This is a genomic window from Microbacterium sp. CFBP 8794 (genome assembly GCF_014841235.1).
GTDB lineage: Bacteria > Actinomycetota > Actinomycetes > Actinomycetales > Microbacteriaceae > Microbacterium.
In genome coordinates, this window is sequence record NZ_JACYTT010000002.1 from 319,309 (window position 1) to 336,881 (window position 17,573).

Sequence of the window (17,573 nt, forward strand, 5' to 3'; positions counted from 1 at the left end):
TCAGGATTCGCACGAGCATGCTCCGTTCATGGCGACTTCGATGAAACAGACCGAGCAGACCTGCCGGGCCTGTGGGCACTGCGTGTGCTCCCATCCGTTGGGCGCCGGCGTGATGTTCTGCCCGGGGCGGATGCCGTAGGTGCAGGACTCGCACTCGCCTGGCTTCTGTGCTTCGATGACGACGCTCATCGGTTCCCCCTCTTTGCTGGTGCGATCTCGCAGTGCAGAGCGAACAGCTCCGCGTTGCGTCTGATGTGCTGGAAGTCGGCTCGCCACGCCGCTGCCTGAGCAGGATTCGCCGCCACGGCCAGTCGGATCGTGTTCGGGTGCACGCCGAGGTCTTCCGCGATCCACGTCGCGGGCATGCCCTCGGCGCGGAGTGCTTCGATTCGGGCGCGGTCGGCGTCCGTCAGGTGGCGGCTCATGCTGCGAGCGCCAGGGTCGAGCGAACGTCGTAGCCGAGGGACTCGACGCACGCGGCGATGATGTCGCGGGCAGCGTTCGGCGTGACAGCATTCCCCGCCATGCGGACCTGCTCGCGCTTGTTGCCGAGCAGCACGTATCCCGAGGCGAAGGCCATGCCGCGCTTGATCTCGTCGGGCTCGAGCATGCGGAACTCGGCGTCGTAGACGAGCTGCCAGATCTCGTCGTCGGTCAGCGTCGTCTCGACGACGGGCGGGTGATCGGTGTCGATGAGCGACTGGTGCCCGCCGGTCGTGAGGGTGCGCAGCGGCTCCGCGGCCGCCGTGGTCTGCCAGCCGGACTCGGCCGGGCCGCCGTTGTTCCGCATGACGAGTGCGTGGTGGTTGCCGGATGCCGCGACGGTGTCGATCGGCTCGGCGGCGGTCTTCGCGGTGCCGTGGTTCCGAAGCGGGACGACGAGCGCGTCGGTCTCGCGCGTGGTGCGGGAGGCGAGCGGTCGGGCGGTCGTTGCGGCGTCGCGGCGCCACGTCCCGCCGACGGGGACGAGCAGACCCGTCTCGTTCCTCGTCGACTGCGTGCGCATGGGCCCGGATGCCAGGCGCGCGGTCTTGCCGTCGCGCCCCTCCACCGGCACGAGCAGCGCCGCGCCGTCGACGGTCGTCACGGTCGGCAGCGGGGCATCCGCCGTGCGCGCGCGGCTACCGGAGCGATAGGGCACCACGAGCGGCGATGCGGCGAGGAACTGCGACCCGGCCGCGGTGATGGCGCCGATGGGCTCCTCTACGGCGCGCGCGGGCGTCGTGTTCCCCTCCCCACGGACGATGAGTCCCTTCGACGACGTCGTGTGGAGGGTGCGGAGCGGCTCGTCGGCGGGCCAGGCGCGGTAGTAGGCGTCCGGGTCGAGGTGCTGCGGGTGCCGCGGGCTCGTGGCGTCGTACGTGTTCCCGGCGGCCTCGATGACCATCGGCTGCGCCCAGTGGCGGCGCACGCCGTGGAAGGTGCGGAGCATGGTCTTGTCCGCGAGCTCGTCCATGCCGCGCGTCTTGCGGTCCCCGATGCGGATGCCGCGCTTCGACCAGTCGATGATCGTGTCAGCTCCGGCGACGGCGGGGAACACCTCGGTGTTGCATTCGACGTTGGGGCAGCGCAGGGTGTACTGCGCGCCGTAGGTCTTCATGGGCGACCCCTTCGGCTTCAGCACCTGGGCCGAGCGGATCAGACCGTGCTCGGGGCAGATCGCCTCGGGCCGGATCCAGCTGTCGAAGTCGGGGCGGCGGTTCCCGGCTTTCCAGAAGACGATGTAGACGCGGTCGCGGGACTGCGGTGCGGCGGGACCGGCGCCGGCGGCGTGCATGCTGTTGAGCCAGATGACCTCGTGGAGGTAGCCGAGGTCGTGCATGCTGCGGAGCCACGCGCCCCACTGGACGCCCTTGACGACGCGGGGCACGTTCTCGACGATGACGATCTCGTATCCGTGGTGCGCGGTGAAGCGCGGCACGTCCCACATGCCCATGCGGGAGCGGTCGGCGGCCTCGTTCGGGACGCTGTCGCCGAAGAAGTCCCACGCGAGCTGCCCGTCGGGGAGCTTCTCGCCGCGCGCCTGCGACCAGTAGGTGCACTCGGGTGAGAACCAGCCGATTGTGGTGCGCGGGTAGCGGGCGGGGTCGGCCTTGTTGATGTCGGCCTTGTCGTGGTCGGTGTCGGGGTGGTTCGTGTTGTGCGTGGCGATCGCCAGGTCCCAGTGGTTGACGGCCATGGCGACGCGGACGCCGACGGCGACGGCGCCCGTCGACGAGCCGCCGGCTCCGCAGTAGTAGTCCGACATGGTGACGTCGCTGGTGCCGATGCGCGGGGTCATGCTGCAGTCCATTCCTGGTCGAGCAGGTCGAACAGGGTCGGGACGCCCTGCTCGCGGTCGTGGCGCTCGAGGTAGACGAGCGAGTCGGCGACGGATGCCGGGTTCAGCTCGGATCCGTAGCCGCGGCGGCCCTGGCGCACGGCTTCGAGCACGGTCGACCCGAGTCCGCTGAACGGGTCGTAGACCAGGTCGCCGGAATTCGAGTACGTGCGGATGAGGCGGCGAGGGATGTCGAGCGGGAACGGGCAGATGTGGTTCTCGACGGCGCGGCGCTTCTGCTCTCCGTTGAGGGTTTCGATGCGGAGGATGTCGTGCCAGACGTTCGGCGCCGGCGAGCCGGGCACGAGCGCCGCGAAGGTGCCGGGCAGAGAGTTGACGGCCAGCATCCGCTCGGCGAGCGCGACGTGCTGCTCGTGGTCGTAGACCGACCGGAGCGACTGCTCGGTGAAGAGCTTCGTGCGCGCGCCGGGCGACAGCGCGGCGATCTCGTCGAGGGTGAGCAGACGGTCGCCGGATACACGCCAGTCCGCGGCCGCGTCGATCTGCCACCGGCCGACGGAGTACTGCGCGCGTTCCTTGACGACGCGGACGTCGCCCCAGCCCTTCGAGCGGTCGCTCTGCGGCTTGTGGAACAGCAGCACGTACTCGGGTGAGCCGACGCCCATCGGCGTGTGGTCCTTCAGCATCTTCGAGTACGCCAGTCGGTAGGTCTGGTTGTTCTCGCGGACGACGTCGGTGGTGACGGTTATGGCGCCGTAGTAGTCGAACCCGTGCTGGCGGTAGTGCGCGATCGCTTCGGCGTGCAGCTCGCTGACGGTGTAGACGCCGGCGCCGGTGACGGAGCCGAAAAGCTGCCGGTCCTTGACGTGCACGGCGAGGATCCGGCCAGGCATGAGCGCGCGGTAGAGCGACGGGGTGAGGTAGTCCATCTGCCACCAGAAGTGGGCGTTGTCGTCGGTGTGGCCGAAGTCGGCGTAGTTCGGGGAGTACTCGTAATGGTTGCCGAAGGGGATGCTGGTGACCATCAGGCCGACGGAGTCCGCCTCGAGGTGGTCGCGGGCTTCGACGACGGAGTCGTTCAGCGCGATCGTCCAGTCGTTGCCGGTGTGCGCCTGGCGCTCGACGCCCATCGCGCGGGTGAGCTCGGCGGAGATCGCGGATGCCGAGAGGCCGAACTCGCGGAGGACGTCGGACATGGTGTCGGTGAGGCGATCGTCCTCTACCCACTTCGTCTCGAGCACGGCGCGCACCTCCGACTCGGTCTCGGCGTAGATCAGGTGCACGTTGCACTCCTGGGTCTGGCCGAAGCGGTGGATGCGGTGCACGGCCTGGACGACCTGCTCGTACTTGTGCGTGATGCCGACGAACACCGCGGTGCTGCACTGCTGCAGGTTCAGTCCGCGGCCGAGCTGCACGGGCTTACCGATGAGCGCGTACGTCTCCCCCGCCAGCCACGAGCCGAGCTGCTGCTCGATCTGGTCGTCGGTGAGGCCCCCGTGCACGGACGAGTACGTGAGGCCCTCGTCGGCGAGCGCCCGCTCAAGCGCTGTCTGCTCGTCGTTCAGGTCGCACCAGAGCAGGATCTGACCGGGCAGGGGTCGCCCGAAGTGCTCGCGCACGATCGTCATCGCCCGGGCGACTCGGGCGTCGAGGGTGCGGCGCTTCTCGCGCGCGGCGTCCACGAGCGACATTGCGCCGCCGCGGACGAGCACGCCCTGCCCGTCGCGGTCGACCTGGTCGGAGAGGATGCCGACCTGCACCTCGTCCCAGTGCACGCGCAGCTCGGGGAGCGCGTAGCCGGCGTCGGAGTAGCCGAGGTCGGACGGCCGCTGTAGGAAGCATGCCCAGGTGTTGAGCCACAGCCAGAACTCGCGCTTCTTGTGCGGGTAGAGGGTGAGGTTCCCGGCCTTGGACGAGTCGCGCTGGAAGAACCGGGTGAGGGCGGCGCCGGTGTCCATGATGCCGAGGAACCCGGCGTAGTGGATCAGCTCCTTGTGCCGGTTCGGTGATGGGGTGGCGGTGGCGACGAACCGGAACGGGGTGTCGGCGAAGAGGACGAGGAACCGCTGGTAGGTCTCTGATCCGAACGATCGGAGTACTGCGGCCTCGTCGAGGGAGACGGCGGTGAACAGGTCGACGTCGAGCTTCCCGTCGCGGACCGACTCGTAGTTCGTGACGTACAGGCCCGACCAGGTGGGGTCGACCTCGGCGGTGGTGCGGACGAAGCGCACCTCGACGTCGAGCAGGTCGCGGCCGTCGCGCACGATGTCGAAGCGGACGCCGAGCGGCGCGACGATGAGGCCGCGGCGCACGAGCCGCCCGAACGCGTCGGGGGTGCCGTGGTCTGCGGCGTGCTCGACGATCAGGCGGAGTACTTCGAGCTGCATGACCGACTTGCCGAGCCCGTACCGGGCGAAGATCGCGCGCCGGCCGCCCTCGACGGCCCAGTGGACGACCGCGGCCTGGTGCGGCTGGTAGAGCGGGTGCTCCGGCTGAAAGATCGGCGACAGCGCTTCGTCGGGCACGGAGAATCCGTACGACCGGTCGAAGCGGACCTTCTCGCGGAGGAAGCCGTCGTAGTCGAGGGAGCCGTCGTTGCCGGTGTCGAGCTTGAGGAGGGTGTTCATGTCTGCTCCACGGGGTGGTCGGATCGCCATAGGTCGATGACCTCGCGGATCTCGGAAGGGAGAAAGCCGGGCACGGCCTTGTCGCCGTACTCGGTGATGGGCGCGGATGCCAGGCCGATGCTGCGGAAGTACTTCAGGTCGTTGGCGGCATCCGGCGCAGTGAGGTCGCGCTCGACGAACGGGACCTTCGCGGTGGTGAGCGCGGCCTTCACGGCGATGCACTGCCCGCAGATGGGCTTGGTCCAGACGGTGACGACGCTCATGCCTGCGGTCGATCTGCGGTGGGTCGCGTGCCGTTGAGGCGATGGATCGCGGCGTTCAGCTCGCCGACCTGCGCTTCCTTCTCCGCGACCTTGTCGCGAGCGGATCGTTCGAGCGCCTCGGAGTCGGCAAGAGCCTTGCGCGCATCCCGCGTCTTAGAGGCAAGACGCTGCACGTCAGCGCGGTCATACTCCTCAAGCTCGTGCAGGATCTTGTTGCGCTCGCGCTCGATGGCCGTGACTGCGAGGCTCATGACTGCACCGGCCAATCGATATCGAAGGCGTGCGACGCCGTGACGTCCGCGCGCGCGACGTCGTCCACCGCGCGCGCCTCGTTCGCCGCGGCTGCGGTCATGCGCAACTCGTCCGCGAGCTCCCCCGCCTGTGCCGGCGTCAGCGAGATCGTCGCCTGATCACCCGTCAGCGGATCCGTCGTCGTCAGCTCGACGTCGTAGTCGTTGCCGACCTCGACCTTCGCGACGACAACGGTGATATCGGCCTCGATGCTCACAGTCCGAGCCCCTCTCGGATGTCGCTGCGAATTACGGGGTGCTCATCCGGTCCACCGAACGGGGTCGCCGGAGTTCGCTCGAAGTCGATCAGAGCGTGCATCGCCTCTCCAGCGAGGTACTCCGTGGTCTCGTCGCACTCGGTCTGCATCTGCATCAACGAGATGAGATTGGCGATGCGCTGCTGCTCGACGAGCGCGAGAGTCGCGTGCACCAGAGCTGCGGTTGCGGTTACACTCGCCACCTCCGGGAGCATCGGCCTGCTGCCGACGACATTGAGGTTCTCCCGCGCAAGTCGCGCATGGTCGATTCGTTCGGTCATGACTGCTCCCATCCGAGGACGGCACGCACGTCGGCGCGGCGCCGGTTCTTCTCCTCGACCGCGGCCTTCGTGGCCGGGTTCGAGTACTGCTTGTCGTCGTGCCTCAGCACCGCCGCCGGGAGGGCGAGAGCGGTGAGCTGGTTGCTGAGACGGATCTGCGCGGTGAGGTCGTCGATCGCCTCGACCTGGGTGCGGTTGCGCTTCGCCCGGGAGACGCCGGAGCCTCCGGTTGGCGGGGTGTTCGATGCCATGGTCAGAACGCCTCCCCCGAGTTCGCGGGCGTCGTCCATCCGCCGCCGGCGGGGGCCTGCTGCTGCGGCGCGTCACGGACGACCGTGCCGACGGTGCTCGCGCGGACGATGATCTTGCGGACCTGCTTGCCTTCGCGGTTCTCGTACGACGCGTCGCGCTCCTCGCCCACGACGACGACGAGCGTGCCGCGCGTGAGCTGCGCCAGCGCATCCGCCCCCTGCCACGACTCGACGTCGTGCCAGATGGTGAACTCGTCCTCCCAGTCGTTCTTCTCGCGGTTGAAACGGCGCTTTGTGTCCGCGACGCTGAACGTCGCGACGTGCTTGCCTGCGGCGGCGCGGACCTCGGGGACTCCCCCGAGACGGCCGACAATCGTCTTCACTGCCATGTGCTGTTCCCTCCGTTGTCGTCGACGAGCGTCGACGGTGACCATGCGCGCGACACCACGCGGGAGAAGGTGCCCTCCCACTGCAGCGACATGCGCCCTTGCTGCCCCTGCCGGTTCTTGGCGATGTCCAGGTCGAGCCGGGACGGGGAGTTCTGTTCGTCGCGGTGCAGCAGGATCACTGCGTCCGCGTCCTGCTCGATGGCGCCCGACTCGCGCAGATCCGCGAGCGTCGGACGGTTCGACTTGCGCGTCGTGGAACCGCGGTTGAGCTGCGACAGCGCGATGACGGGCACGCCGAGCGACTGCGCCAGCAGCTTCAGCGCGCGGGAGAACCCGGCGACCTCGATCTGGCGGGACTCGACCCGCTCCCCCGACGTGAGCAACTGCAGGTAGTCCACGACGACGCCGGCGAGACGCTGCCCCTTCGGCGCGCGGCGCGCGACGGACCGGGCGAACGCACGGACCTGGGTGATCGTCGAGACCTCGTCGGACGTCGACACGAACAGCGGCGTGTCCGCGATCTGCGAGCGCACCATCGCCAGGTTCTGCCACGACGTCTTCGACACCTCGTGGTTCACGAGCGAGTGCAGCGACACCTGGGCGAGCTGCGCGACCCAGCGCGACATGATGTCGTCCTTCGACATCTCCAGCGAGCAAAACGCGACGGGCCCCTCCTTCGCGAGACGCAGCGCCATCTGAAGACCGAGGATCGACTTGCCCTGGCCGGGGCGCGCGCCGACGACGTACAGGCCGCCCGCGCGGAGGCCGCCGAGGTGGTTGTTGACCTCCCACCACGGGGTGGGCACGTACTTCGGTTTCTCATCCAGGCCCTGGACGTAGGACGCGAGGTAGTCGCCGAACTGTCGGACGTCGACCGCAGCGTTGGCGCCGATCGCATCGACCTTCTCGCGCGACAGCTCGACCGCTTCGAGCGCACCGATGCCCGTATCCGAGGCGATGTGCGCGATGTTCGTGCCGACCTCGAGCAGGCGCCGACGGATGGCGTGCTGGTGCACGATGTCGCCGTAGTAGCCGCCGTTCGCGGCCGTGGTGACCTGCGACGTCAGCTCGTGCACGTACGCGGCGTCCAGGGTGCCCTTCACGTCACCTGCGCGCAGTAGGTCGTCCACGACGGCGACGACGTCGGTCGGTGCGTTCGAGTCGTGCAGGCGGCGGATCGCGGCGAACACCGTCTCGTGCTTCGGGTCGTACATGTCGCCCGGCTCGACCACCGAGAGCACGTCGTCGAGCACGGCTGTCGACAGCATCGCCGCGCCGAGTACTGCGCGCTCCGCCGCGAGGTCGTAGGGCACCGTCACTTCACTCATCGCCCACCCCCGCGCCGAGCTCGCGCAGGATGCGCGTCGGACGCTCACCGGCCGCGAGACGCGCCTGGAACCGTTCGGCGTCCACGCCGTGCGCGCGGAGCCACTGGGGGCCGTCTGCGAGGCGCACAGCGGCGTCCGGGGCCATGTCGTCGGTGATGGCGCGCACGTCGGACGGCATGATCATCTGCGCGCTGCCGCGGTAGTGGATCCGCAGAGCGTCGATCGCCGGGCCGAGGTGCACGTCGCCGAGCACCAGCGACCACTCGATCGACATCTGCGCGAGATCCTCGGGCGCGCGACGGAACCGGCCGTCGAGCAGCGCCGCCTTCGTCAGCAGCACGTTCGCTTCCTGGGCGTTCATGCGCTGACCGCCAGACGGTCATGCTCAGCGATCAGCTCGGCGGCGCGGCGCCCAGCGTCGACGGCACCCAAGCGCTCAGCCCGAAGCTGCGGCAGCTCGTCGTTCCACCCCTCGCGGTTGATCCACGTGGCCGGATGCGGGATGAACTGCGTCTCGGGACGACCGGGGTTGTCGCGGTGGGCGACGGCCGCCGAAAGCACCACCTCACCCGAGACCTTCGCCAGCGCGCGGTCCCACGCCCGACGAGCATCCGGCTTCGCGACCTTCCGCGGCCATACCGCCCAAAAGTCGTCGAACGACACCGCCGCCACCAGCTCGATCGCACCTTCTGAGAGATGGTCTTCTTCCAGATGGTCTTCTAGAGGACTGGTGTTCTTATAGGCTGCGGATTTTCCGCTAGCGGTTGACCCGTCAGCGGGTGACCCGTCAGCGGACAATCCGTCAGCGGTGCCACCGTGGGCGGATAATCCGTCACCGGTCGCCGGATCGTGCAGCTCGTACTCGACTTCCTCGAACCGGCCACGCTCACCGCGACCCTGAGCCACGACCAGATATCCGTGGTTCTTCAGCTCGACCAGGCCCGACTTGATCGCGTCGCGACCCTCGACGCCGGCCTCTTGCAGGCCCGAGATAGACACGCGCCAGCCGACGCGGTGCGACATGATCTCGACCAGCAGCCCGCGCGCCTTCCGCGACAGCTTCTTGTCGCGCGCCCAGGCGTTCGGGACCTGAGTGAACTGCCCCTCGAACTCGAGGTGCGTACGCCTCACGCCCATGACTTCTCCACTTCTTTCGCCAGGCCGCTCTCGTCGAGCAGCCACCAAGTTCTGTCGTTCCTCTGCACCCGCACTCGCGGCGGGTCGAACTCCGCGCCGCGGCCGAGACGCGAGATCAGCACCCCGCGCTCGAGCGCCACGTCCCGGTTCTTCTCGGCGTCGCCGTGGCATCCGGTCGTCCCGGATCCGCAGAGCGTCAGCGCGTTCGCGGGGGACGCGAACACCTCGGCCCCGCGACCCTTCACACCGCCGGCGCCGCGCGGCTTCCGGTGGTGCATCGACCACCCCTCGCCGCGGTCCTCGAACCGGAGATGCCGACGGCACAGGAAGCACGCCTCCCCGTCCCGCTCGAAGAACACCTGGCGCACCGTGGCGTCCGTGAACTCGCCCGCGCCCATCACGCACCCCCGCCGAAGCCCTGCGCCGTGGCGCGGTCGACGGCGCGCGAGTCGGCGCGGTCGGTGCGGTGGTTGTCGAGCGCCGCGTCGAGCGCGTCCAGGAACTTCCGCATCGCGCGCTCGCGCTGCTCCGCCACCAGGTAGGTGAGCTTCAGCTCGTACAACTCCGCCTCGGCCATGTGCTCAGCCAGCCCGAGCGTGACCTTGCGGCCCTCCGCGAGCGCCGTCTCCGTGATCTCCACGACCCGCCGCGACCGCGTGCCCTCGTAGTCGCCCTTCGCTTCGCCGTATACCTTCCCGGCGTCGCGCAGCTCCCACACGAAGTCGAAACGCAGCGCCACGATCCGCTGCCCGTACGTCGCCCCAGGACCGAGGTCCGTGATCGTCGCAGCGAGCTTCTGGTGCAGGGCGTCCGTGTTGTCGACTTCGAGGCCGATGATGGCGCGCAGGGTCGCGGCCACGGCGGGGTGGATGTCGTTCACGCTGCCGTCGCCCCCGAGATCACGTGAACGCGCTCCGTGGAGCGGAACTCGTGGACGACCTCGGCGCCGTCGTCGGTGCGGGTGCCGATGTAGACCGAGCCGGGACGGCCGTGCTCGCGCTTCGTGATGACGGTCGCTTCGCCGTGCACGACGCGCACACGATCGCCGATGCTCAGCAGACGAGCCTCGACCGGCCCCGGAATCAGCCCGGCCAACACGCGACCGTCCGTGTGCGCCTGACCCCACGCGACGCCCGCACGGAACGCGTCCGCCTCAGCGAGACGCTGCTTCTCGGTGTCGGTCCCGAAGTTGATCGGCGTCCACAGGTAGTCGCGCACGCCGTCCTCGACGGGCGCGGTCAGCGCGCTCACGCGGGCACCTCCGCCGTGGGCCAGTCGTGCGTCGACTCGGCCGCGGGTTCGTCCGGTACGACCTCGGCGTCCACGACGTCCTCGGCCTTCTCGGGCAGGCGGTCGCGCAGCTCCCACAGGTAGGCACCGAGCGCACGGCCGTCGCCGATCATGACGTCGAGGTCGCCTGCAGCCTGCGCATCAGCGAAGATCGACCGCAGCTCGTCACGAGAACGGGCAGCGTTTGCCAGCGCGAGCCAGTCTTTCGACGGCTGCCGGGCCTGAGCAGGCTCCGACTTCGGCTCGGCCGCAGGGTGCCCCGACGGCGCGGTCGCGGACGAACGGGGCGGCGTCTGCTCTGGCCGAGCGGCCGGTGTCGCCTGGTCCATCTCTTCGGCGGAGTACAGGCCCGAGAGGTCCTGGGGGAACGCCTTGCGAAGCGCCAACATCTCGGCGCACTTGCCGAGCATGAGCGCCGGCATCTTCGACCACATGTTGCCGCCGGCCGAGTACGCCTTGAAGGTCGCTACGGCGAACAGCGGCTCCCGGAAGGAACGACGGTAGACGCCGACGCGCGCGGCGGCCGGAGGCTTCGACTCGTCCAACCACACGTCCACCCAGGTCGCGCCGTCAGCGGTCCACTGCGTCGGCGTCTGCCCCTCGTACTCCCGGGAGCGCTCAGCGACGAGACGGGCACCGTCGATGCTGATCTGCGTCGTCCATTTGCCGCCGCGCTCGATGCAGTAGATCTGCCGCGCGATCGGGTCGAGTCCCGTGCGGTGGCAGTGAGACAGGAACGCCTCCACCACCGGGCGCGGCGCGAGGTTCCCGCGCGACACCAAACCGGCCGCCTCGACGAGAGCCTTCTCTCGGTCCGTCCACTTCGCCTGATCCCCATCGGTGGGGATCGCCATTGCCGTGCTCACGACGTGGCCTCCTTCGTCTTCACTTCGGTGACCGTCAAGCTCGGCTTCGACGTCACCGTCTGATCGGTGGTGGTGGTGTGCTCGGCGAGGCACCCGACCCAGATGGCCTCGACCTCGGCGAGCTGCGCGCGGGCGGCCTCGAGCGCGGCCCACGCGACGCGATGCGCGACCTGCGCGGCCTCGCGATCGACGACGGGCTTCGGCACGATCGACTCGACGCCCGGCACCCACGTGACCTGCGCGGCCGACGAACGCTGCGACAGCTCGTCACGGTCGGCGAGCTCGGCCTGGAGCTTCTTCCAGGCCGCCTCCTTCTTCCGCTTCCCCGCGGCTTCCTCGCGGCGCCCGGCGAGCACGTCGAGCGCGAGCACGTCCAGCACCGGGTCGACGACCGCGGCGGTCACGTTCCCGGCCTCGACCTCGGCGCGCTTCTTGTCGAGCGCGGTCAAGAACCGCTTCGCGATCGTGATCAGGTGCTTGGCGAGGGCCTCGTCGAAGTCGATCCAGTGCTCGAACTGACGGCCCGCCTCGAAGCCCGTCTCCGGGGTTCCCAGGCGCTCCTCCCAAATGAACAGGCAGCGGCGGGCGCCGGCGACGAGCATCGCCCACGTCATCTGCTCGCGGTACCCCGTGCGGTCGAACGTCGGCGTGCCCGGCGTCAGGTCGTGACCCGACGTCTTGTACTCGCCGAGCAGCAGCACGCCGTCGAAGTCGGCGCCGACGCCGTCCGGGGACGCGAGCCAGCGACGGTTCTCGGCGTGGTGGAACACGCGCGACTCGGCACGGATGCCGCGACGCTCGGCGGCGGCCGCGAGGTAGGGCTCACGGAGCTTTCCCCACTCGGTGTAGGCGTTGCCGCTGAACGTGTCCTCCTTGAGCCCGAGCTTCAGGTCGACCAGCTCGCCCTGACGTTTCTTGCCGGTGGCAAGGCCAGCGATCTCGGTCGCGGTGAGGCCGGTGAGCCGTTCGGCGAGCCAGGCGGCGCGGTCGGTGTCGGAGGCGCCCGCACGCTCCATCAGCGCGGTGACAGCGGGCGGAAAGTACGTCGAGGTGCTCACGCCGTCACCTCGGGCTGCTGCACGCTGAGGAAGTAGCCCCAGCCGTAGTAGCCGTTGTCGCTACCCTCGGACTGAACGAGCGTGTGTTTACCGAGATCGTCGTAGACGAACAGACGCAGAACACCCGTGCCGTCGGAGATCGACCCAGGCGTAACCCCCGTCTCAGCGCCGTCCCATCTCTGCGACGATTCCGTCACCTCGACACCCAGGATCGTCCCGGACACCTGATCCGGGTTCGCGACCGTGAAGCATCCGTTGGAGCACGAGCATCCACCTTCTGTGGCGTGCGCTTTGAGCACGCTTCCGTCATCGAGGACGAACGAAATGACCTTCGAGTACTCGTCGCCGGCGACGCGCGTCTCAGTGATCGTGCGTCCGACGAGCACCGACCGGAGCGCTTCGACGTCGGTGTACTGGATGGCTGCTGCATCCCACTTGCTGATCTCGTCCATCAGCCGTCGACCTCAGCGATCTCGAGCGCGTCCTGGCCGGTGCGCTTCTTGTACGCGGAGTCGCGGAGCTCGATCGCCGCCGACGACGACTTCTCGTCCCACAGCGGCTCGAGGTGCTTCATCGCGACGACGGGCCACTCCTCCCCCGCGCGACGCTTCTCCATCACCTCGTCGACGGAGAACGTGACGACGGCGACGATCTGGTCGCCGGGCGCCATCTCGATGAGCCGGTCCTCGACGCCGTAGAGGCCGTTGGCCTGCTCGGCGGGGACGCCGCGCTTGAACGCGGTGGGCTTGATCTCGGTCATGCTGCTGTTCCTTCCTCGACGACGGGAGCCGTCTCACTGACCGACGGCACGAGGACCGTGATGCCGGAGATCGGGGTGATGGTCACGTGCACGCCGGGGGCGACGCCGTAAACCTTGGAGGTGTGCGCCTCGACGACGCGCGAGTCATCCGGCCAGACGTTCCCGGCCTGCGTGATGCCGTCGAACACAGCGCGCAGGAGCTTGTCCAGGTCGGGCGGGACCGCGGGCAGGTCCCGCTTCACCGACGGGGGCTTCGGCAGCACGAACGCCGCGTCGACCCGGCAGGGCCCGTGCACGACGCCGCGGAACGCGAAGACGCTGAACGCGACGCGGGCGACCTGGTCACGCCACGGGTGTAGCAGCGCCTTGTTGTCGTCGACGATCTGCACCAAGGACGAGTTCTTCCGCGAGAAGCCCTTCTTCGAGCCCTGCGGGATCGGAATGCCAGCGACGAAGAACGACGTCGGGGTCATGCGATCACCACCAGCGCGACGGCCAGCTCGACGATGACGAGCAGGGCGAGGACGGTGGCGACGATGACGAGCGCGCGGGGCGCCGCTCGCTCGGTCGAGTACTCGAACGGCCCGTGGATCACGGCGGCGACGCGGCGGGCGCGGTACGGGCGGCGGCGAAGCGACTTCGGGGCGCGCAAAAGAGGACGGTTCAACGGGTGCTCCTGAGAGAGATGAGGGTCGGGGTGGGAGGGCCGCCGGGGATGCCATCGGCGACCGTCGCCGGCATCAGAGAGGGGGCAGACACCCCCGGCGGAAGATCAGGGGGCGAGCGGGGTGTGCGGGCAGTGGGCGCACCAGCAGCCGTCGCACGCGGTGTGACGGCCGTCGCGGCAGTCGAACGAGATGTAGAGGGCCAGGCCCTCGACGATGTAGAGCACGAGCAGCGCGAGCCCGATGACGCAGGCGACGATGAACGCGAGCAGCGGCGAGACGGACATGAGCAGGATCAGGGCGTAGAGGGTGGCGATGAACACGACGAGGGCGCCCACGGGGTGCTTGGCGATGGCAATCACAGCGACACCACCCGGTAGACCTCGTCGAACTGGCTCCGCACGTACGGGGTGCCGCAGGTCGCGCAGAGGAACGCGTTCTGCTCGATCCGCATGCGTGCCATGCGGAGGTGTCGATCGCAGACGAGGTAGGACGCGCCACAGCACCTGACGACAAGGCTGGCGACGGCAGCGGCGTCGACCCTGTTGCAGACGGCCTCGTCATCGGACTCGATGAGGGCGCTGAGGTCAGCATCGGGGTCCACGACCGGCTGGCGTGTGTCGAGTTTGGTCATCGCGACACCTCGGCAGCGTCGTACTCGTCGCAGTAGGCGTGCGATTCGTAGAACTCGTCCTGGAAGCCGTCTTCTCCACCACGAGAGAAGGCGCGCGCCCCGCAAGAGCAGACCGCAACCGACCGCGCCGACGCCGGGATCCGCCCCGTCGCGAAGAACACCATGTCCTCACGACGCTGCAGCAGGACGCGCTTGCGACGGTCGTGCCGGCGCCGACGCCGCATCTTCGCGCTCATGACTGCTCCCGGGTGGCCTGGCGCTTTGACTGCACCCACGTGCGGACATCCGCTTCGAGGTACACGACCTTCCGAGGCGTCGGCCGCGAGTAGGCGGGACCGGTGCCGTTCGACCGCATGTCCTCGAGGTCACGGACGGTCAACACCGGGACGACCTCGCACACCTGCGCGGGAGACAACCACACCGGCGCCTCGGCGGAGGGCTTGGCCGATCGGATCGGCGTGACGGGAGCGACCGCGCTCACGATGCCACCGACACGGGCTCAGCAACCTCCGCCTGAACGGGCTCCGTCACCTCTCCGAACGCAAGCCCGAATGCCTGCATGATGCCGAGCACGGTGCGAAGCGAAGGCTCGTCGCCCGCCTTGATGCGAGCCAGAGTGGCGCGCGTGATTCCGATGGTTCGAGCGAACGCGTCATCACTTCGGATACCCGCGTTCGACTTGAGTCGGTCGAGCAGATCAGGACGGATTCTCACCGTCGTACCAAGTGGTTCAGTCATGAAACGATGGAAACATGGCTAAGACAATTGGTCAACCCGACTGCACCAAATGGTTTGACACTGAGACTGTCGTGTCTCATGATTGAGACATGCCCACCCCCCATGAATGGCTCAAGGCCATCGGTGCGACTGAGTCCCTGCGTGAAACGGCAGAGCAAGCTGGCCTGAGCCACGCGACGCTTTCGCGGCAGATCACGGCGGGCCGTTTCCTGATCGAGACAGCGATCGCTCTCGCCCGTGCGTACGGCACTTCGCCCGTGGCCGCACTCGTGGCCAACGGACACCTGACCGAACAAGAGGCTGGCTTGGACGGCATTCAGGTCGCGCTGGCCGCAGCATCTGATGAGCAACTCGTTGTCGAGGTCAGCAAGCGAATGGGCATCGAGGGCGCATCTACTCTCTTCGACGCTCCTGCTAGCCAGGCCGCCAAGGCCGCAGAGAACGTCGTGCGGGGACGATTCCCGAGCAATGTCGGTACCCCCGCTGATGATGAAACCTTGGGCGAACCGTCCGTGAAGCAACCGCCCTCGCGGAAGCGCACAGCGGCTCGCAAGGGGACACGAAAGGCGGACCAGGCTCCGCACGCAGACTGAGGGGGCGGGTTTGAAGTACGTGTTGCGGTACGCCGCGAGATTGGGGATCACGGTTCACGCCGCGCACCTCGAGGATGGGGTCCTCGGGGAGTGGTACGAGGAAGAGCGCGAGATCTACGTCGACCTGAAGCTCACCCCAGACGAGACGGTCTTCACGATCGCGCACGAGCTGGGGCACGCGCACAACGGCGACCGGTGCGAGGGCGATCCCGAGGTCGAGGAACGCGCGGACCTCTTCGCGGCGCAGCTGCTCATCGAGCCAGCACGGTACGCGCAGCTCGAACGTGATGGCATCCATCGCCATGACATCGCCGAAGAGCTGGGCGTGGCACCTAAGGCACTCGATCTGTGGCTGCGCTCGAGCATGCTCAAGCTGCGAGGGATCACGTACGTGAAAGCCCGAATGGGCGTGGGCCAATGGTTGCACCGGGAGCAGAGCGCATGACGCCGCCCGCAACGCTGTGCGCCTCACCGGCGCCCGAACACAAGTCGAAGGGGTCGCGGTAGTGGCCGGGACGATAACGCCGTACGACACGGCGAAGGGGAAGCGCTACCGGGTTCGCTACCGCAAGCCCGACAAGCAGCAGACCGACAAGCGCGGCTTCCGCACGAAGCGCGAGGCCGAACTGTTCCTCGCCTCCGTCACCATGTCGAAGGCCACCGGGCAGTACGTCGATCCGACCGCGGGCCGCGTCACTGTGGCACACCTCGGCCCGACCTGGCTTGAGAAGAAGGCAGGGCTCAAGCCGTCGTCATACCGGCCCCTCGAGATGTCGTGGCGCGTGTACGTCGAACCGAAGTGGGGCCGCGTCCCCGTCGCCGACGTAAAAGCCTCCGACGTCGAGGCGTGGATCACGCAGCTCGGGAACGGCAAGGCCCCTGCAGAACGCCTCGGCAACCGGAAGAACGGTCGGAAGCTGTCAGCGTCCAGCGTGCTCCGCGCCGTCGGCGTGCTCGCAGGGATCCTGGACGACGCGAAGCGCGACGGCCGCATCCATAGCAACCCCGCGCGCGGCGCCGAGAACCTCCCGAAGAAGACCGGCAAAGCCCACCGCAGGTATCTCACGGATGCCGAGGTCATGAGCCTCGCGGGGGCGATCGCGGACCCGACCCGGTCCACCCTCGTCGTCGTGCTGGCCTATACCGGCCTGCGCTGGAGCGAAGCGGTCGGACTGCGCGTTCGCGACCTCAACATGCTCCGCCGACGCCTGCACGTGCGGCGCCCCGTCGTCGAGCTCGACGGCATCTTCCACGAAGGCGAACCGAAGTCGTGGGAGCGTCGGACCGTCGCCTTCCCCGCGTTCCTCGACCACGCGCTCGCTGCGCTCTGCGTCGGCAAGGGCCCTGACGACACTGTCTTCACGGACGGGCCGAACTACCTCCGCCAGCCGCACACCTCGAAGTCGTGGTTCCTCACCGGGCTCAGGACCGCCGGCATCGAACGCCTCACACCTCACGACCTCCGGCACACCGCGGCATCCCTCGCCGTCTCGGCCGGCGCCAACGTCAAGGTGCTGCAGCGGATGCTTGGCCACAAGTCCGCGGCCATGACGCTCGACACCTACGCTGACCTGTTCGACGACGACCTCGACAACGTCGCCACGCTGCTCGACGCGCGCGCCACGGCCGCGACAGATGTGGGCAAAGTGTGGGCAGGCCTCGGCATCCGAGCTTCCTGAGGCAACAAAAAAAGCCCTCCGACCTGGCTTAACCAGTCGGAGGGCTTGAGTAGGGCGGGTGGGACTTGAACCCACGATCGTCGGGTTATGAGCCCGCTGCCTTGACCAGCTTGGCCACCGCCCCCAGCGACGACGAGCCTACCGGCATCCATCGTCCGCCGAGAAAAGCGGGGCTCAGGGCCGGAC

At 68.5% G+C, this 17,573-nt stretch carries 30 protein-coding genes and 1 tRNA gene; 3 read left to right on the forward strand and 28 right to left on the reverse strand.

Annotated elements, in window-relative coordinates; all coding sequences use genetic code 11:
- The 27 genes from IFU19_RS05255 to IFU19_RS05385 form a co-directional block, all read right to left on the reverse strand.
- The gene (locus IFU19_RS05255; protein ID WP_192013110.1) at nt 1-189 is read right to left on the reverse strand and encodes a hypothetical protein; all 189 of its coding nucleotides are present in this window, start codon (nt 187-189) and stop codon (nt 1-3) included.
- Nucleotides 186-425, reverse strand: a complete 240-nt coding sequence (locus tag IFU19_RS05260; RefSeq protein ID WP_192013111.1) for a helix-turn-helix domain-containing protein — start codon at nt 423-425, stop codon at nt 186-188. Before IFU19_RS05260 ends, IFU19_RS05255 begins: the two co-directional genes overlap by 4 nt.
- Nucleotides 422-2,281, reverse strand: a complete 1,860-nt coding sequence (locus IFU19_RS05265) for a DNA cytosine methyltransferase (RefSeq protein WP_192013112.1) — start codon at nt 2,279-2,281, stop codon at nt 422-424. Before IFU19_RS05265 ends, IFU19_RS05260 begins: the two co-directional genes overlap by 4 nt.
- Complete coding sequence (locus tag IFU19_RS05270; protein WP_192013113.1) at nt 2,278-4,908, reverse strand: DNA methyltransferase; 2,631 nt, start codon at nt 4,906-4,908, stop codon at nt 2,278-2,280. Before IFU19_RS05270 ends, IFU19_RS05265 begins: the two co-directional genes overlap by 4 nt.
- Nucleotides 4,905-5,171, reverse strand: coding sequence for a glutaredoxin family protein (locus tag IFU19_RS05275; RefSeq protein WP_192013114.1), 267 nt, complete (start codon nt 5,169-5,171; stop codon nt 4,905-4,907). Before IFU19_RS05275 ends, IFU19_RS05270 begins: the two co-directional genes overlap by 4 nt.
- Nucleotides 5,168-5,422 carry a hypothetical protein gene (locus IFU19_RS05280; RefSeq protein WP_192013115.1) on the reverse strand — a complete coding sequence of 85 codons (255 nt, stop codon included), beginning with the start codon at nt 5,420-5,422 and terminating at the stop codon, nt 5,168-5,170. Before IFU19_RS05280 ends, IFU19_RS05275 begins: the two co-directional genes overlap by 4 nt.
- Nucleotides 5,419-5,679 (reverse strand): hypothetical protein, encoded by a 261-nt coding sequence (locus IFU19_RS05285; RefSeq protein WP_192013116.1) that lies wholly within the window; start codon nt 5,677-5,679, stop codon nt 5,419-5,421. The genes IFU19_RS05280 and IFU19_RS05285 overlap by 4 nt, the downstream gene beginning before the upstream one ends.
- On the reverse strand, nt 5,676-5,999 hold the full coding sequence (locus IFU19_RS05290; protein ID WP_192013117.1) for a hypothetical protein: 324 nt from the start codon (nt 5,997-5,999) through the stop codon (nt 5,676-5,678). The genes IFU19_RS05285 and IFU19_RS05290 overlap by 4 nt, the downstream gene beginning before the upstream one ends.
- On the reverse strand, nt 5,996-6,250 hold the full coding sequence (locus IFU19_RS05295; RefSeq protein ID WP_192013118.1) for a hypothetical protein: 255 nt from the start codon (nt 6,248-6,250) through the stop codon (nt 5,996-5,998). The genes IFU19_RS05290 and IFU19_RS05295 overlap by 4 nt, the downstream gene beginning before the upstream one ends.
- 2 nt (nt 6,251-6,252) lie before the next feature.
- The gene (locus IFU19_RS05300) at nt 6,253-6,639 is read right to left on the reverse strand and encodes a single-stranded DNA-binding protein (protein WP_192013119.1); all 387 of its coding nucleotides are present in this window, start codon (nt 6,637-6,639) and stop codon (nt 6,253-6,255) included.
- The gene (locus IFU19_RS05305) at nt 6,630-7,967 is read right to left on the reverse strand and encodes a replicative DNA helicase (protein WP_192013120.1); all 1,338 of its coding nucleotides are present in this window, start codon (nt 7,965-7,967) and stop codon (nt 6,630-6,632) included. The genes IFU19_RS05300 and IFU19_RS05305 overlap by 10 nt, the downstream gene beginning before the upstream one ends.
- Entirely contained in the window at nt 7,960-8,328 is a 369-nt protein-coding gene (locus tag IFU19_RS05310) for a hypothetical protein (protein WP_192013121.1), read from the reverse strand. Before IFU19_RS05310 ends, IFU19_RS05305 begins: the two co-directional genes overlap by 8 nt.
- Nucleotides 8,325-9,098: a hypothetical protein gene (locus tag IFU19_RS05315; protein WP_192013122.1), complete on the reverse strand. Its 774-nt coding sequence runs from the start codon at nt 9,096-9,098 to the stop codon at nt 8,325-8,327. Before IFU19_RS05315 ends, IFU19_RS05310 begins: the two co-directional genes overlap by 4 nt.
- Nucleotides 9,095-9,382, reverse strand: a complete 288-nt coding sequence (locus IFU19_RS05320; RefSeq protein WP_192013123.1) for a hypothetical protein — start codon at nt 9,380-9,382, stop codon at nt 9,095-9,097. The genes IFU19_RS05315 and IFU19_RS05320 overlap by 4 nt, the downstream gene beginning before the upstream one ends.
- 119 nt (nt 9,383-9,501) lie before the next feature.
- Nucleotides 9,502-9,984 carry a hypothetical protein gene (locus IFU19_RS05325; RefSeq protein WP_192013124.1) on the reverse strand — a complete coding sequence of 161 codons (483 nt, stop codon included), beginning with the start codon at nt 9,982-9,984 and terminating at the stop codon, nt 9,502-9,504.
- Nucleotides 9,981-10,355: a hypothetical protein gene (locus tag IFU19_RS05330; RefSeq protein WP_192013125.1), complete on the reverse strand. Its 375-nt coding sequence runs from the start codon at nt 10,353-10,355 to the stop codon at nt 9,981-9,983. The genes IFU19_RS05325 and IFU19_RS05330 overlap by 4 nt, the downstream gene beginning before the upstream one ends.
- Nucleotides 10,352-11,260, reverse strand: coding sequence for a phage recombination protein Bet (gene bet, locus IFU19_RS05335; RefSeq protein ID WP_192013126.1), 909 nt, complete (start codon nt 11,258-11,260; stop codon nt 10,352-10,354). The genes IFU19_RS05330 and bet overlap by 4 nt, the downstream gene beginning before the upstream one ends.
- Complete coding sequence (locus IFU19_RS05340) at nt 11,257-12,318, reverse strand: YqaJ viral recombinase family protein (RefSeq protein ID WP_192013127.1); 1,062 nt, start codon at nt 12,316-12,318, stop codon at nt 11,257-11,259. The genes bet and IFU19_RS05340 overlap by 4 nt, the downstream gene beginning before the upstream one ends.
- Nucleotides 12,315-12,770: a DUF7448 domain-containing protein gene (locus IFU19_RS05345; protein WP_192013128.1), complete on the reverse strand. Its 456-nt coding sequence runs from the start codon at nt 12,768-12,770 to the stop codon at nt 12,315-12,317. The genes IFU19_RS05340 and IFU19_RS05345 overlap by 4 nt, the downstream gene beginning before the upstream one ends.
- Complete coding sequence (locus IFU19_RS05350; protein ID WP_192013129.1) at nt 12,770-13,078, reverse strand: hypothetical protein; 309 nt, start codon at nt 13,076-13,078, stop codon at nt 12,770-12,772. Before IFU19_RS05350 ends, IFU19_RS05345 begins: the two co-directional genes overlap by 1 nt.
- Nucleotides 13,075-13,551: a RusA family crossover junction endodeoxyribonuclease gene (locus IFU19_RS05355; RefSeq protein ID WP_192013130.1), complete on the reverse strand. Its 477-nt coding sequence runs from the start codon at nt 13,549-13,551 to the stop codon at nt 13,075-13,077. The genes IFU19_RS05350 and IFU19_RS05355 overlap by 4 nt, the downstream gene beginning before the upstream one ends.
- Nucleotides 13,548-13,745 carry a hypothetical protein gene (locus tag IFU19_RS05360; RefSeq protein ID WP_192013131.1) on the reverse strand — a complete coding sequence of 66 codons (198 nt, stop codon included), beginning with the start codon at nt 13,743-13,745 and terminating at the stop codon, nt 13,548-13,550. The genes IFU19_RS05355 and IFU19_RS05360 overlap by 4 nt, the downstream gene beginning before the upstream one ends.
- Nucleotides 13,746-13,850: 105 nt before the next feature.
- Complete coding sequence (locus IFU19_RS05365) at nt 13,851-14,105, reverse strand: hypothetical protein (RefSeq protein ID WP_192013132.1); 255 nt, start codon at nt 14,103-14,105, stop codon at nt 13,851-13,853.
- Nucleotides 14,102-14,377, reverse strand: coding sequence for a hypothetical protein (locus IFU19_RS05370; RefSeq protein WP_192013133.1), 276 nt, complete (start codon nt 14,375-14,377; stop codon nt 14,102-14,104). Before IFU19_RS05370 ends, IFU19_RS05365 begins: the two co-directional genes overlap by 4 nt.
- Nucleotides 14,374-14,613 (reverse strand): hypothetical protein, encoded by a 240-nt coding sequence (locus tag IFU19_RS05375; protein WP_192013134.1) that lies wholly within the window; start codon nt 14,611-14,613, stop codon nt 14,374-14,376. The genes IFU19_RS05370 and IFU19_RS05375 overlap by 4 nt, the downstream gene beginning before the upstream one ends.
- On the reverse strand, nt 14,610-14,858 hold the full coding sequence (locus IFU19_RS05380; protein WP_192013135.1) for a helix-turn-helix transcriptional regulator: 249 nt from the start codon (nt 14,856-14,858) through the stop codon (nt 14,610-14,612). The genes IFU19_RS05375 and IFU19_RS05380 overlap by 4 nt, the downstream gene beginning before the upstream one ends.
- On the reverse strand, nt 14,855-15,115 hold the full coding sequence (locus IFU19_RS05385) for a helix-turn-helix domain-containing protein (RefSeq protein WP_191925785.1): 261 nt from the start codon (nt 15,113-15,115) through the stop codon (nt 14,855-14,857). The genes IFU19_RS05380 and IFU19_RS05385 overlap by 4 nt, the downstream gene beginning before the upstream one ends.
- Nucleotides 15,116-15,204: 89 nt before the next feature.
- Here IFU19_RS05385 and IFU19_RS05390 point away from each other — a divergent pair, with 89 nt between their 5' ends.
- From IFU19_RS05390 to IFU19_RS05400, 3 genes are all read left to right on the forward strand, one after another.
- Nucleotides 15,205-15,708, forward strand: coding sequence for a hypothetical protein (locus IFU19_RS05390; RefSeq protein ID WP_192013136.1), 504 nt, complete (start codon nt 15,205-15,207; stop codon nt 15,706-15,708).
- Between the two features lie 19 nt (nt 15,709-15,727).
- Nucleotides 15,728-16,153, forward strand: coding sequence for an ImmA/IrrE family metallo-endopeptidase (locus IFU19_RS05395; RefSeq protein ID WP_342343390.1), 426 nt, complete (start codon nt 15,728-15,730; stop codon nt 16,151-16,153).
- Between the two features lie 61 nt (nt 16,154-16,214).
- The gene (locus tag IFU19_RS05400; RefSeq protein ID WP_192013138.1) at nt 16,215-17,387 is read left to right on the forward strand and encodes a tyrosine-type recombinase/integrase; all 1,173 of its coding nucleotides are present in this window, start codon (nt 16,215-16,217) and stop codon (nt 17,385-17,387) included.
- A 50-nt stretch (nt 17,388-17,437) separates the two neighbouring features.
- On the opposite strand, the gene IFU19_RS05405 is transcribed toward IFU19_RS05400, so the two are convergent.
- Nucleotides 17,438-17,511: transfer RNA gene (locus tag IFU19_RS05405), tRNA-Ile, on the reverse strand.
- Nucleotides 17,512-17,573: the final 62 nt, after the last annotated feature.